The organism is Enterococcus sp. 3H8_DIV0648 (assembly GCF_002140655.1).
Classification (GTDB): domain Bacteria; phylum Bacillota; class Bacilli; order Lactobacillales; family Enterococcaceae; genus Enterococcus_A; species Enterococcus_A hulanensis.
In genome coordinates this window covers 100,255-114,933 of record NZ_NGLG01000001.1, presented here as the reverse complement: position 1 = coordinate 114,933, position 14,679 = coordinate 100,255, and the positions used below count along the sequence as shown (strand labels likewise).

Below are 14,679 nucleotides of genomic sequence, written 5' to 3'. Positions count from 1 at the left end.
TTTTAGGGCATGTGCTTTTTTTCTTATTGTGCTTGAATTTTTTCCAATAGATCAGAATCAAATTTTCCATCTTTTAGCATAGCGATTTCAAAACCGTAAGGCGCGTACTGATTCTTTTTATCAGGCCCAACATAAGGAGTTTCTAAAATTTTCGGCAAGTCCTTCAATTTTTCATGATGGACAATAGCATTCAAGGTATCAAAGCCAATCGTACCAAACCCAATATTCGCATGCCGGTCCTTATGAGAGGCGATTGGATTTTTTGAATCATTCACATGAACTACTTTCAAACGTTCCAAGCCGATCACCCGATCAAACTCGTCTAAAACACCGTCAAAATCATCTTTCACATTGTAGCCGGCGTCATTAGTGTGACAAGTATCAAAGGTCACTGATAATTTTTCATTCAATGTTACGCCATCGATGATATAAGCTAGCTCTTCAAATGTTTTTCCTAGCTCTGTCCCTTTGCCTGCCATTGTTTCCAGCGCAATTTGTGCCCGTTGATCTTTGGTCAGCACTTCATTCAAACCTTTGATGATTTGATCCAAACCAGCTTTTTCACCAGCTCCTACGTGAGCGCCGGGATGCAAAGTGATCTGCATAGCACCTAAAGCCTCTGCCCGCATGATTTCGTCACGCAAAAATTGGACCGCAAATGGGAACATCTCCGGCTTTTTAGTGTTGCCCAAATTAATGATATACGGCGCGTGCATAACAATATTCGATAAGCCGTGCTCTTTCATGAATTCTTCTCCAGCTGGAATATTCATCTCGTCTACTGATTTACGACGAGTATTTTGCGGAGCACCGCTATAAATCATAAATGTCGAGGCCTTATAGCTGGCAGCTTCTTGTGCCGCACCTAGTAACATTTCTTTTCCCTTCATACTTACATGAGAACCAATTAACATAAAAACCTCCAGATTTTTTATTTATAGGAATAACAACAAACTCGTCATCAACGGCAAACTGATCAAGAAGCTGAGAGATGAGGTAAAACCTACCACTTCGGCTCGCATTCCTGCAGCTACACTATTGATTACACCAAATGTCGGAATCGGTCCGACTGAAACCAGGCATAAAACGATTTTGATCATATTGGAAAACGGCATCAGCATAAACAGAACCACTAATAAGATACCGACACCATATTTGATCGCTAGAACACGGAAGACTAAAGCCAAATCTTTTTTCGGCAGACGCAGTTCCAAAAATAAACCGATCATAAACATTGATAAGAATGTATTCGCATTAGCGATCGGTTGCGCAATCTGAAAAACAGCCTCCGGCAAATCGACTTTTAAAATACGAAAGACCAGCATAAACAAATAGCAGAGAAATGGCACCGAGCGTCCCAAACGTCCTAAAACCTTTTTAGCAGTTGGTCGTTCTGCATTGCTGCCGCTGATTCCTTCGATTACAACATTCGATCCCCCCGCCAGCATCACGCTGTTCCCAATATCAAAGAAAGATAAAATAGGAATCGCCAGCGGCATAAAACTTTGAACAAATGGGATCGCAAAATTCCCGATATTGTATCCGGAAACGCTGTACATCAAAAATTCGCGTTCCACCTGATCCTGTCCTTTAGATAAAAAATGACCAATAATGATCATTACTAGATTCAAAAGCAGTCCCGCTATAATCAGCAGCAATAACTGATTCTTTACCTCCAAAAACTGCAGGTTCACGATGATCGCTGCTGGCAGTGTGACATTGACGACGATTTTTGAAATCATCGAGCCGTCTGCTTTCATCAATATATTTAATCGTTTCGTTAGATACCCTATCAAGATAATAACAAATAATCCTAACGAGTTTAATAAAACTGCTCTCACATGCTCACCCCATCTGCCATCTAAAACGCTTACCGCTCACCATAAAGAAAGAGGATTGCTCCAAAAAATTGGTCCAATCCCTCTCGTAATTATGATTAAAATTGTAAAACAAAATATTTTTTCTTACCACGACGAACAACGATATATTCATCGGATAATTTATCTTGATCACTTAATGTGTACGCCACATCTTGTACGCGATCTCCATTGATATAGATCGCACCATTGTTGATATCTTCACGTGCTTGACGTTTTGAATTCTCAATCCCGGCAGTTAATAAAATTTCCACAAGGTTTAGATTATCGTCCGCTTCAACTTGGTAGCTCGGAACATTCTTAAAGCCTTGTTTGATTTCTTCTGCATTTAAGTTTTTAACATCACCGCTGAATAATGCTTCAGAAATATGAACGGCTTGATTATAGGCTTCTTCGCCGTGAACTAAGACTGTGACTTCCTTAGCTAATGCTTTTTGAGCCGCACGTTGTTCAGGTGCCGCGGTAAATTCTTTTTCAATCGCATCGATTTCTTCTAAACCTAAGAAAGTAAAGTATTTCAAGAATTTAATTGCGTCTCGATCATCTGTGTTGATCCAGAATTGGTAAAACTCATATGGAGAAGTCTTTTCTGAGTCCAACCAAACAGCATTGCCTTCAGTTTTCCCAAATTTTGTTCCATCGGCTTTAGTGATTAAGGGCATCGTCAAGCCAAAAGCCTGTTTGCCTTCTTCACGACGGATTAATTCGATCCCTGATGTAATGTTTCCCCATTGGTCGCTGCCGCCAAGCTGCAATAAACAGCCGTAGCGTTTATTCAATTCATAGAAATCGTATGCTTGTAATAATTGGTACGCGAATTCCGTGTAAGAAATCCCAGATTCGATCCGACGTTTGACACTTTCTTTACTCATCATGTAATTGATCGTAAAGTTTTTACCTACATCACGTAAAAATTCGATCAGCTTTAACTCGCCTAACCATTCATAGTTATTCGCAACAATCGCTGGATTTTCTTTATTTTCAAAGTCAATGATTCCAGAAAGCTGATTTTTAATACTTTGCGACCAGTTCTGAACAGTGTCTAAAGTATTTAATTGACGTTCTGCATCCTTAAATGAAGGGTCCCCAATCATCCCGGTCCCGCCGCCAACCAAAGCGATTGGCACGTGTCCGTTTTGCTGGAAACGACGCAACGTCAAAATCGGTAATAAATGACCAATATGCAGACTGTCTGCAGTCGGGTCAAAGCCGATATATAGTTTAACAGACTCTTCATTTAATTGTTTTTCTAGGGCTGCTTCGTCTGTTACTTGAAAAATTAAGCCACGGGCTTTTAATTCTTGGAAAAAGTCTGAATGCATTTTTTATCCTCCTAATTTGTTATGATGTTTTACTTAAAAAGTTAAACATTTGCTTATTCTGCATATCATTCCTAAATGATTTATACTTTCCCATATTAACTGAAAAAACAGGGAAATAAAAGCTATTCGCTGGAAATAGTCGAAGTTCTCTTCCAATAAAAAATCTTCTTGAGACAAAGAGGCCAAGCAATGTAATAATGTTTGTTTTGTTTTACTTAACAATTAGTTGAAGTTTTGATTACAAACATTGCATCCGCTTGTTAATAGAAGTAAAACTTTGCTATAATTCCTGTCTCTTATACACATCTAGATGTGTATAAGAGACAGGAGGTGGACTTTTTGGCTCACAAGAAAAAAATAAACAAGCAACCGAAAAAGAGCAGTAAAAGTAAATCCAGAGCTACTCTGGGCGGTTCTTTTGCGCTGAATGTTTCATTGCGGGTGGTCAAGTCATTGCTGCTTGGCTTAGTCGTTGTGCTCTTTTTAGGCGGCATGCTTGTGGTCGGGATCGGTGCTGGGTATTTTGCTCACCTTGTCGAAGGAACACCGACGCCGACAAAATCAGAAATGAAGCAAAAAGTTGGCGACATCGCGGAATCGTCTAAACTGCTCTACGCTGATGATCGAGAGCTAGCAACGATTCAAGCCGATCCGATTCGCGAAAAGATAAATTCTGATGAAATTTCTCAATGGGTGAAAAAAGCATTAGTTGCCACAGAGGATGAGAACTTTTATGAACATGATGGTGTTGTTCCTAAAGCTGTTGTCCGGGCTTTGCTGGGTGAAGTAGTCGGCTTTGGGGCTGGTTCTGGTGGTTCTACCCTTACGCAGCAGCTGATCAAGCAGCAGGTGTTAACTAATGAGACTTCCTTCAAACGGAAAGCCAATGAAATTGTCTTGGCATTGGATTTGGAAAAATATCTAAGTAAGGATGAAATCTTAACGGCTTATCTAAACGTTTCTCCTTTTGGCCGTAATAACAAAGGTCAAAACATTGCCGGAGTCGAAGAAGCTGCAATTGGTATCTTTGGTGTCCATGCAAAAGACTTGAATCTGCCGCAATCGGCATTTATTGCTGGTCTGCCGCAAAGTCCGATTGTTTACAGTCCATATACCAATACCGGTGATCTGAAACAAGATTACTCCCTTGGGATGGCTCGAAAAGATGATGTCCTTTTCAATATGTATCGTGAACAAATGATTTCGAAAAAAGAATATGAAGACGCCAAAAAATATGACCTTTCAAAAGACTTCCAAGCGCGCCAAGACGTGGAAGTTCAACAACACGGCTTCTTGTATTATACCGTTTATAACGAAGCTATCAGTATCGTGGCAAAACAACAGGCCAAAGAAGACGGCGTCAGCGATGCGGATTACAATAAAGAAGAAACTCGTAATCGCTATGTTGAACAAGCCAAAGTCAAAATGCAAAATCAAGGCTTGGTTGTAAAATCCACAATCGATAAAAACATTTATGATGCGATGCAATTAGGTGTCGCTGAATATGGACAATACTTAGATGATGGTTCTGGTGCAACAGTTGAACCGGGAACAGTGATGATGGATAACAAAACAGGCCGCATCTACGGCTTTGTCGGCAGTCGTGATTACAACACCAACCAAAATAATCATGCCTTTGATACCGCTCGACAAGCAGGTTCATCCATCAAACCGGTATTAGTCTATGGTCCTGCGATTGACCAAGGACTGTTAGGCAGTGCAACACGAATTGCCGATTTTCCAATGAAGTATCAACATGGATCAGATGCGGGTAAGGAATTAGAAAATGCCGAAAACAAAGGCTCTAAAACCTTCCAAACAACACGTCAGGCCCTTGTTCAATCTACCAATATTACCTCTTATCATGTGTATCAAGATATGCTGGCAACTAAAGGCTCTGATCAATTTGCCTATGATAATTATTTGAAGAAAATGAACTATCCATCCTCCCACGATTGGGGTGTTGAGGCTGCGCCATTAGGTACGACGAACGTGACTACGTTAACAGAAGTCAACGGGTTCCAAACCTTGGCTAACGGTGGTGTTTATCAGCAAGGCTACTTGATTGATTCAATCACGGACAGCACAGGCAAGGAAATCTATAAGCACAAAGATGCTCCTGTACAAGTATTCTCAAAAGCAACTGCTTCGATCATGAATGATATGATGCGCAGTGTCATAACCGAACAACACACGACGCCATTTAAATCTATTTTAAGCGGAGTGAATTATCAACTAAGCACTGCTGACTGGGTCGGGAAAACAGGGACGACTGATAATTATGCCGATAATTGGCTGATCGTCTCCACTCCTTCTATTACATTAGGAACATGGACTGGACGAGATGACAACAAACCGATGAATGATGGCGCGGGAAATCGGACAGCCACCTACATGGCTTATCTTGCTGGACGAATCTATCAAGTCAATCCGAATGTCTTTGGTGTAGACGAAGAATTCGAGTTATCCGATGATGTCAAACAGGTCAAAGTATCTGATTTCACAGGATTAAAACCTGGAAAAGTAAATCACAACGGTACCAATTATCAAGTACCAAGCGGCGAGACGACCTCGCTTTGGGCGAAGGATGGTCCAGCCGATAATACCTATGAATTTGGTATCGGCGGAACCGATGATGATTACAAGACTTATTGGAATACTCGCAATAAGACCAACACCAAAAGCAAAGATGACGACAAAGATAATGAAGAAACAAAAACAGATGATTAAATTTTTAATAGAAGGCTTCTCTTTTACAGAGAGGTCTTTTATTTTTGTTTTCCTAATTGTTCTATATACTTAATCACCTTGTGGCACTATCAGCTTTTTGGTATCCTACCAAAAGACAAAGAATTTTTGAACGGAGGAACGATCAATGACATTTGAAGAAATCTTGCCTGAACTAAAAAAAGGCGCAAAAATTATTCGTGAGGGCTGGGGCGGCTTTGAATTATATGTAACCCTAGTGGAAGGTGAAGTGTTTGATGGCTCGCCAGTGACACCTTACTTTTTAATCAAAACGGCCGATGAAGGCTTCTCCAGCTTTGCACCAACCGTTTGTGATATTCTGGCTGAAGACTGGAAAATCGTCGAATGATGACTGTTGATTTTACTGGTAAAGTTGTTTTTGTCACGGGAGCTGCTTCGGGGATTGGAGCGGCTCAAGCGCAGGCCTTTTTAGCTAATGGTGCCCGTGTTTTCGCTTTTGATCAGCAAAAACAACACTTAGAGGAGCTGCAAAGAAACTTTCCTGAACAGCTGGCTTATTTCATTGGCGATGTCCGTGATAAAAAAAGCTTGCAGGAGGCGCGGCAAGAATGTCATGAGCTTTTCGGAACAGTCGATATCTTACTAAATACTGCCGGGGTGCTGGATGACTATCTGCCGCTGCATGAAACCGAGGAAGAGTTGTGGGATCGCATTTGGGAGACCAATGTAAAAAGCATGTTCACATTGACAAAATTATTGTTGCCGGAGCTTTTAGCTAATCGGGGAACAGTCATCAATATGGCTTCGATCGCCGGACTTGTCGCTGGCGGCGGCGGAATCGCCTATACTACTAGCAAACACGCCATTGTTGGCTTCACCAAGCAATTGGCTTTAGACTATGCGGCCAAAGAACTCCATGTCAACGCCATCGCGCCTGGAGCAATCAATACGCCTATGAACCAAGCGGACTTTGCTGGCGACGGTCAGATGGCTAAATGGGTAGCAGAGGAAACACCTGTTAAACGTTGGGCAGTTCCGCAGGAAGTAGCCTACACCACCTTGTTCTTAGCCAGTGATGAGGCACGGTACATGCAGGGAAATATTTTACCAATCGATGGCGGCTGGCTTTTGAAATAACTTGCAATTTTTGTGAAATCATCTAAGATAAATGATAGCGATAATTTCGCACTGTGGCACTTCAATCCTTTGGTCGCAGTTATTAACGAGACACTGTCTTGTAAAGGAGCTAAAAAAATGAATCTTGAAAAAAGTTCAGCACAACGCTGGACCACCACCGATACGGCAAAAATGGCCGTAGTGACCGGACTATATGTTGCTGTCACCATTGTTTTATCCGTCATTAGTTTTGGCGCGATCCAACTCCGCATTGCGGAAATGTTCAACTACTTGCCTCTTTTCAACAAACGCTACACTATCGCGGTGACGCTGGGCGTTGCAATCGCCAATCTAGCCTCGCCACTTGGTATCGTGGATGTCCTATTAGGCAGTATTTCTACCTTGATCGTTTTATTGATCTGTCGAGTCGCAACTAAAAAAATTAAGAGCCTTAAGAAAAAAATGATCATCACTGCATTGATTTTTGCCTTTTCGATGTTTACGGTTGCTGGTCAACTGACCTTTTTCTATCAAGTTCCCTTTTTCTTCAATTGGCTGATCATCGGCTTAGGCGAACTGCTTTCTATGTCGCTAGGCGGTGTGTTGATCTACTTGATAAATAAACGAATTGATTTAACAAAATAAACGCGTGAGCAAATTTGCTCACGCGTATTTTTTAACGATAAATAGCAATTGATTGATAGGGCTTCAATGTGAAATCTTGATTGAGTTCTTCATTATCATAATTAGAGATCAAGACCTCGCCTGTTTGAAATTCTGCTGGCAACTCGATCGTCGTTTCTTTAGCGAAAAAGTTATTAAGAACCAGCAGACTATGCCCTTCGAAACGGCGAATATAGCCATAAATTTGTGGGTGATCCGGTAAAAATACTTCATAGCTGCCTTCAGCGATTATTGGGTACTCTTTGCGCAGGTGGATCAATTTTTGATAGTAGTTGAATACCGAACCTTCTTGCAATTCTTTTGCTACGTTGATCTCGTTTGCTGACTTTCCTACTGCCAACCACGGTGCAACATCTGAAAAGCCGCTGTACTCTCCACTATCCCACTGCATCGGTGTGCGAGAATTGTCCCGTGATTTCGCTTTGACGATCTCAAAGGCCTCTTGCTCAGTTTTTCCTGCAAGTAGTAATTCTTGATAAGCGTTTAAACTTTCCACATCAACATATTTTTCCATGGAATCAAAATCTGGATCGATCATCCCGATTTCTTCCCCCATATAAATGTAAGGTGTTCCGCGATTCAAGTGGATCGCACTCGCTAACATTTTAGCCCCCGCTACTCGATAGTTATCCACATCGACAAATCGATTCAAGGCTCGCGGCTGATCGTGATTATTCCAGAAAAGTGCATTCCAGCCGCTTTCTTCACTCATCTGCGTTCCCCAAGTATGAAACAATTCTTTTAATCGTGCAAAATCAAAGGGCATCTGCGTCCATTTTTTTCCATCTTCATAATCAACTTTTAGATGATGGAAATTGAACGTCATATTTAGTTCTTCCCGTTCAGGCTTAGTGTATAAAATACAATTTTCCACCGAGGTAAAACTCATTTCGCCAACTGTAATGATTTCAGCCTCTTTGCCAAAGGTTGCTTGGTTCATCATGTGGATATAATCATGAGTAATGGGACGGTCCGTATAAGCTGGTTTGCCGTCATTTTCAGCGCAATCATTCAAAACTTCATCCTTGCCGATCAAGTTGATCACGTCAAAACGGAATCCTTTTACGCCCTTTTCCATCCAAAAGCGCAGGACTTCAAATAATTCTTCCCGTACTTCTGGGTTGCGCCAATTTAAATCGGCCTGCGTTTTATCAAACAAATGCAAATAGTATTTATCCGTATTGCCAAAAGGTGCCCAGGCATTTCCACCGAATTTTGAGACCCAATCTGTCGGCTCGTCGCGTAAAATAAAGTAATCTTGATATTTTTTATCACCAGCTAATGCCTTTTGAAACCATTCATGGTCCGTCGAGACATGGTTGAAAACCATATCCAGCATGATTTCAATCCCATGCTCTTTTGCGGTTGCCATTAGATTTTCAAAATCAGTCATTGTCCCGAACATGGGATTGATCGCCGTGTAATTGGCAACATCATACCCATTATCATTTTGCGGACTCGGATAGATTGGACTTAACCAAATCATATCAACACCTAGTCGTTTCAAGTAAGGGATTTTTTGCTTGATCCCCGGCAAATCTCCAATGCCGTCTTGATTTGTATCTAAAAACGATTTGGGATAAATTTGATAGATTACTTTCTCTTTAAAACTCATGATGTCCTCCAACTTCTATAATTCTGTTGCCAATAATATTTTCTCTGCGCTCGTCACAGGTGCCTCTTCAATCAATGGGTCTACTTGAAAATCAGTCGAATTTGTTACGATGATTGGCGTTTGAACTTCATATCCTTCCGCCTTGATCGCCTCAACATCAAATTCCATCAAAAGCTGCCCCTTTTTGACGCTGTCGCCTTGCTCTACATGACTAGTAAAATGCTTGCCGTCTAATTGTACTGTATCGATCCCAATATGGATCAATACCTCAGTTCCTTCCGTGCTGACTAAGCCGATAGCATGTTTGGTTGGGAATAATAAACTGATTTGACCATCAAATGGTGCGACCAATTTCCCTTCGCTTGGATCGATCACGACCCCTTGTCCCATCATTCCTTCAGCAAAAACTGGATCTTTGGCACTGCTTAATGGATGTAGCATGCCTGCGATCGGTGCAAATAATTCAACAACTGAACCAGCTTTTTTAACCGCCTCATTGTCTAAAGATGGAACATTTCCTTCTTCGATCCGATCGATTTTATTGAATAATCCGATACGACGGAAAGTCAATGTTAATACAAACGGCACGGCGATCGCAATCACCATAGCGATGATAAAGATCACATAGTCTTGCGGACGAATGGCTAAAATCCCTGGTAATCCACCGACACCAATTGACAATGCACGAACTTTAAACAAGGTAACGAATAATCCGGCAATCCCGCTGCCGATCATAGCTGCAATAAATGGATAGGTGTACTTCAAGTTAATCCCGAACATCGCCGGCTCTGTAACCCCTAACCATGAAGAGATAACAGATGGGATAGATACTTGTTCTTCTTTTTTATTGCCGCGATGAGCGAATACTACTGCTAAAACAGCCGCCCCTTGAGCAATATTTGATAAGCAGATCATTGGCCATAAGTTCGTTGAGCCAAAGTCGGCAATCAATTGGGAATCGATCGCTAATGTCGTATGATGCAGACCAGTAATAACCAGGGGTGAATACAGTGCTCCGAAGATACCGCCGAACAACCAGCTGAAGCTAGAAGTCAGACCAGCATTTACGACCGCTGAAATAGCCGTTCCGATTTTCCAACCAATTGGCCCTAAAATAATATGAGCTGCCAAAATCGTTGGTAGTAAAGAGAAGAATGGAACAAAAATCATTGATACTGCTTCTGGGATACGTTTACGGAAGAAACGTTCTAGATAAACTAGTAAGAAACCTGCCAGCATCGCTGGAATAACTTGGGCTTGGTAACCAATTTTATCAACAGTGAAGAAGCCAAAGTCCCATGTCCAGTTCTTTGCAATTTCTGCAGCAGTTGTTCCGTTTACTGCGTAAGCATTTAGTAACTGCGGTGAAACCAACGTGATACCTAAGACAATCCCTAATATCTCAGTGGCACCCATCTTACGGGCGATACTCCAAGTAATACCAACTGGTAAGAAGTGGAAGATCGCTTCACCTGGCAGCCATAAGAAACCATTGACACCATTCCAAAATGTTGAAGCTTCCACGATTGTTTGACCATTTAGCCAGCCCATTGGCACAGCTTCTAAAATATTACGGAACCCTAAAATCAAACCGCCGACAATAATTGCTGGTAATAACGGGGTAAAAATTTCTGCTAAAACAGTAATGGCGCGTTGGACTGGATTCTGATTTTGTTTGGCCGCAGATTTCGCTGCCTCCTTAGAAACACCTTCTACTCCTGAAATCTTAGCAAACTCATTGTAAAAAACTGCTACATCATTTCCGATAATTACTTGAAACTGTCCTGCATTTGTAAACATGCCTTTGACACTAGGAATGTCCTCGATACGCTCTTCATTCGCTTTTTTCGGATCATTTAGAACAAAGCGCATCCGTGTGGCACAGTGAGTAACCGCGGAAATGTTTTTCTTACCGCCAATGGCCGCCAGCAGGTCCTTTGTATCCTTTTCATATTTTCCCATCGTTTTTTCCCTCCGAATAATTTTTAACTTGTATGGATAAGTTCAGCTGATACTTTTACTATAGTTGGTTTAAGCTTTTTTGTAAATCGCTTACATTCATAGCAGATTATCATTTATTAGAGCTTATACACATCTAGATGTGTATAAGATCACTACGCATATCATTCTGCTAAACATCACAGCTTCGAGATTACTTATGCATAATAAAAGAATTGTCCATTATTAATACTGCGAAAAGCAGAACTAACAAAAACGGATAGGTAATATTTACCTATCCGCGTATTTGTCGATATTATGATCTGAAACGATCGCGTTGACAATCGCCATGACGATAGCCACCAAGATTGAGATGGCAAAGCTGGAGAAGCCAAAACGATAATTTCCTAATAAGTTGGAAGTCAATTGCAGCATACCAGCGCTAATTACAAAGCTAAATAGTCCGAGAGTCATAATATTTAACGGCAGTGAAAGCAAAATCAAAATTGGTTTCACTAAAGTATTCAATATTGATAGGACAAAGCTTGCAGCAATAGCCATCGTCAGACTTTCCACATAAACTTGATTGGGAAAGAGCACCGACAGTGAAATAAATATCAGTGCATTAGCTAATACGCGCTGTAGGTAAGTCATTAAAAGTCGCTCCAGTCATCATCGTCGATTTTGTCCGCTTTCTTACGTTGGCGGGACGTTTTTTTCTCATAGTTGTTGTAGTCATTATTCCCGTAATAGGGATTATTATGTCCATATGAATCTCGTCCTTTTGCTCCAGCTGGAATCAATAGGGCTAGAATGACATATAGAATTACAGGCGAGCCTAGTAAACCGAAACTCAAGAAAACATAAATCACACGCACGATTGTTGGATCAATCCCGAAGTATTCGGCGATCCCGGCTAAGGTACCTGTAAGTACCACATTATTTCGTGACTTTTGTAATCTCTTTTGCATATGAATCTTCCTTCCTTATTATTTCCTAATTGTCGAAATCTTTCAAGAAAATACTACCTGTAGTAGTTGATACATCGATTTTCGCCATTTCATCCGCTACTCGACGGAATTGCAGCAAGCGATTCGTTTTTTCTTTTTTCTCTCTGATGACTTCGTAGTTTGATAAGCGATCATTGATGCTGCCTAAGCTTGTTTTCGCTAAGCCTTCCAACCCAATCGTTTTTCCTACAGAAACTTTGACATTTCCGTTAACTGAGCTTGCTTTGATTTTTTGTAAAGTAGCATGACCCGCAGTTAATTTCACGTCACCATTGACTAATGAAATACCGTAGTTTTGAATCGCTGCTTTAGTAGTGATATTACCATTAACAGTTTCGATGATCGAATCTAAGATCGCACCCTCGCGAATTTCGATATTTCCGTTGACGCCTTGGATTTCAAGCATTGTTGCATCGATATGTTGGAAAGTAATATTGCCGTTAGTTGATTTAGCATAAACATCTTTGGCATCCATTTCTTCAACAATCAAATCACCGTTTAATAGTTTAACAGCTACATGATCGTAGGTCCGTTTTGGCAAGTAGAAAACTAATTCTGCTTGAACTCGTTTATTCGGGATTTGGAATGAGATATGTTCATCGTTGACTTCAATTTGGCTGCGTTCCATCAATGATTGTAATGGTGTCGCTTCATTCATTTTACCATAAAGTTTGATTTTCGCATCCACTTTGATAGCTGCGTCATCCCAAGACTTTAAGGTTACTTTCCCATTTGCCAATTTAATATCAAGCAATGTTGGTTCAACATCTGTATACAAGAATTGATGTTCAAATTTAGAAGTAACTAGACCAGGAACTTTTACGTTGAAATCTTTCCAGTCAACGTTTTCTTCTACTGTGTCAGAAACAGATTTCCAAGTCTTCTTCATCAAACGACCTAATTGAACGCCGGCTTCTCCCAATTTTTCACCAACTTGCGAGAAAGTTTCGCTGGCTTGATCCTTCAAATCATCTGGAATCTCAATATGAGCATAAACCCGTTTTTTACGATTTTCTTTTTGATTACTTTGTACGTTGCTTAATTCTTCTTCTTGCTCTTCAACTTGGTCTTCTAACTCTGCGATTTGTTCTTTCAATTCTTTGATCGCAGCTTCGACCGCTTCACGAATTTCATCGTCTGCTTCTGATAAAGTATCTAATTCTTCTTTTGTGTCTAACTCCATCAAAACTTCTTCTTTTTCATGAAGTGCATTTTTTAAATCATTTTTCTTTTGGTTGATCTCATCAATGTGAGCAGAAATTTGGTTGACTTCTGTAGCTAAGTCATCAAAATAAGCTTCAAGGTCTTCCAAGTCCTGTTCTTCAGAACCTTTTGCTTCTTTACCAGTTTCCCATTCATCAACTAAGTTCGTTGCTTGGTCGCGGTGATAAGAATCCACTTTATCTGCAGCTTGTTTGATCTGCGCTTCATCCTTTGCCTTGGCCATGCTTTCTAATAAATCTAAACCTTCTTCAGTTGATAAAATACCTTTTTTTACTAATTCCAAAATTCTTTGTCTTTCATTCATAGAAATTGCCTCCTTCAAAAAGCAAATACATTACTTTTGTTTACATTCATATTATGCAATGTTTTTATCCGTTTGTCATAGGACTAAAGACCCATCTTTTTATCCGACTTCTTAAAGAGAGGTGTTTCTTCCTATTTAAATGTAGAAAAAACCAGCCAGAAAATTCTAGCTGGTTGCTTGTTCTTAAAAATTTTCGTTACGATTGCTGTTAAGTTCAGTGATCTTCCCTGTTGCTAAGTAAACGATCCATTCGCAGATGTTCGTTACATAGTCACCCACACGTTCCAAATAACCAGCAACATGCAGATAATCCGTTCCACTGATAATTGTATCGGATTCTTTTTCCATCGTATTAGTCGTCATATCATAGATTTTTTGGAAATAATCATTTACCCGCTCATCCATTTTTGCGATCATGCGGGCATCTTTTTCGTCTGTCTTAACGTAAGCAATCAAGACATTGTCCACCATCTTTTTAACATAGTTAGACATTTCATTGATTTCTTTTTCAACTTCTAAAATCCGCGGCAGCCCTTTTAGACGAATAGTTGATTTTGCCACTGAAACAGCATGGTCTCCCATTCGCTCCAAGTCTGAGCTGGCTTTCATGATCGTGATGATCGTCCGCAAATCGGTCGTAACCGGCTGCTGCAAAGCGATCATTTCAAAACTTTTTTTCTCTAAGCGGACTTCCATGTCATTGATCTCAATATCGTGATCGATAACCTCTTGCGCTAATTTTTTGTCATGGTCAATATATGAACGGACCGATTTGTGCACGGCACTTGAGACCATCATACCCATTTCATAAAACTGATTGTGAAGATTCAGCAGATCTTCTTCAAATTGTGTACGTAACATCGTTGCCCTCCTTATGATT

At 40.6% G+C, this 14,679-nt stretch carries 13 protein-coding genes; 4 read left to right on the top strand and 9 right to left on the bottom strand.

Features of this window, described 5'->3' with window-relative positions:
- Positions 1-23 precede the first annotated feature (23 nt).
- From A5875_RS00590 to tyrS, 3 genes are all read right to left on the bottom strand, one after another.
- Complete coding sequence (locus A5875_RS00590; RefSeq protein ID WP_088931810.1) at positions 24-914, bottom strand: deoxyribonuclease IV; 891 nt, start codon at positions 912-914, stop codon at positions 24-26.
- 21 nt (positions 915-935) lie between these two features.
- Positions 936-1,841 (bottom strand): AEC family transporter, encoded by a 906-nt coding sequence (locus tag A5875_RS00585; protein ID WP_088931809.1) that lies wholly within the window; start codon positions 1,839-1,841, stop codon positions 936-938.
- A gap of 95 nt (positions 1,842-1,936) precedes the next feature.
- Positions 1,937-3,199 carry a tyrosine--tRNA ligase gene (gene tyrS, locus A5875_RS00580; RefSeq protein ID WP_088931808.1) on the bottom strand — a complete coding sequence of 421 codons (1,263 nt, stop codon included), beginning with the start codon at positions 3,197-3,199 and terminating at the stop codon, positions 1,937-1,939.
- A gap of 339 nt (positions 3,200-3,538) precedes the next feature.
- Here tyrS and A5875_RS00575 point away from each other — a divergent pair, with 339 nt between their 5' ends.
- The 4 genes from A5875_RS00575 to A5875_RS00560 all read left to right on the top strand — a co-directional run bounded on the left by A5875_RS00575 (position 3,539) and on the right by A5875_RS00560 (position 7,669).
- Positions 3,539-5,929, top strand: a complete 2,391-nt coding sequence (locus A5875_RS00575) for a transglycosylase domain-containing protein (protein WP_088931807.1) — start codon at positions 3,539-3,541, stop codon at positions 5,927-5,929.
- 145 nt (positions 5,930-6,074) lie between these two features.
- The gene (locus tag A5875_RS00570; protein WP_010740040.1) at positions 6,075-6,296 is read left to right on the top strand and encodes a DUF2829 domain-containing protein; all 222 of its coding nucleotides are present in this window, start codon (positions 6,075-6,077) and stop codon (positions 6,294-6,296) included.
- Positions 6,293-7,045 (top strand): 3-oxoacyl-ACP reductase, encoded by a 753-nt coding sequence (locus tag A5875_RS00565; protein ID WP_088931806.1) that lies wholly within the window; start codon positions 6,293-6,295, stop codon positions 7,043-7,045. Before A5875_RS00570 ends, A5875_RS00565 begins: the two co-directional genes overlap by 4 nt.
- Positions 7,046-7,162: 117 nt before the next feature.
- Complete coding sequence (locus A5875_RS00560; RefSeq protein ID WP_088931805.1) at positions 7,163-7,669, top strand: QueT transporter family protein; 507 nt, start codon at positions 7,163-7,165, stop codon at positions 7,667-7,669.
- A 31-nt stretch (positions 7,670-7,700) separates the two neighbouring features.
- Here the strand turns inward: A5875_RS00560 and treC are convergent, their stop codons facing one another.
- From treC to phoU, 6 genes are all read right to left on the bottom strand, one after another.
- Positions 7,701-9,323, bottom strand: a complete 1,623-nt coding sequence (gene treC / locus A5875_RS00555) for an alpha,alpha-phosphotrehalase (RefSeq protein WP_088931804.1) — start codon at positions 9,321-9,323, stop codon at positions 7,701-7,703.
- A 15-nt stretch (positions 9,324-9,338) separates the two neighbouring features.
- Positions 9,339-11,285, bottom strand: coding sequence for a PTS system trehalose-specific EIIBC component (treP, locus tag A5875_RS00550; RefSeq protein ID WP_088931803.1), 1,947 nt, complete (start codon positions 11,283-11,285; stop codon positions 9,339-9,341).
- Between the two features lie 267 nt (positions 11,286-11,552).
- Positions 11,553-11,915, bottom strand: coding sequence for a phage holin family protein (locus A5875_RS00545; protein ID WP_088931802.1), 363 nt, complete (start codon positions 11,913-11,915; stop codon positions 11,553-11,555).
- Positions 11,915-12,232, bottom strand: a complete 318-nt coding sequence (locus A5875_RS00540) for a PspC domain-containing protein (RefSeq protein WP_088931801.1) — start codon at positions 12,230-12,232, stop codon at positions 11,915-11,917. The genes A5875_RS00545 and A5875_RS00540 overlap by 1 nt, the downstream gene beginning before the upstream one ends.
- 25 nt (positions 12,233-12,257) lie before the next feature.
- Positions 12,258-13,799 carry a daptomycin-sensing surface protein LiaX gene (gene liaX, locus A5875_RS00535; RefSeq protein WP_088931800.1) on the bottom strand — a complete coding sequence of 514 codons (1,542 nt, stop codon included), beginning with the start codon at positions 13,797-13,799 and terminating at the stop codon, positions 12,258-12,260.
- Between the two features lie 183 nt (positions 13,800-13,982).
- A complete protein-coding gene (phoU, locus tag A5875_RS00530) occupies positions 13,983-14,660 on the bottom strand; it encodes a phosphate signaling complex protein PhoU (RefSeq protein WP_088931799.1) in 678 nt (225 codons plus the stop codon).
- Positions 14,661-14,679 lie beyond the last annotated feature (19 nt).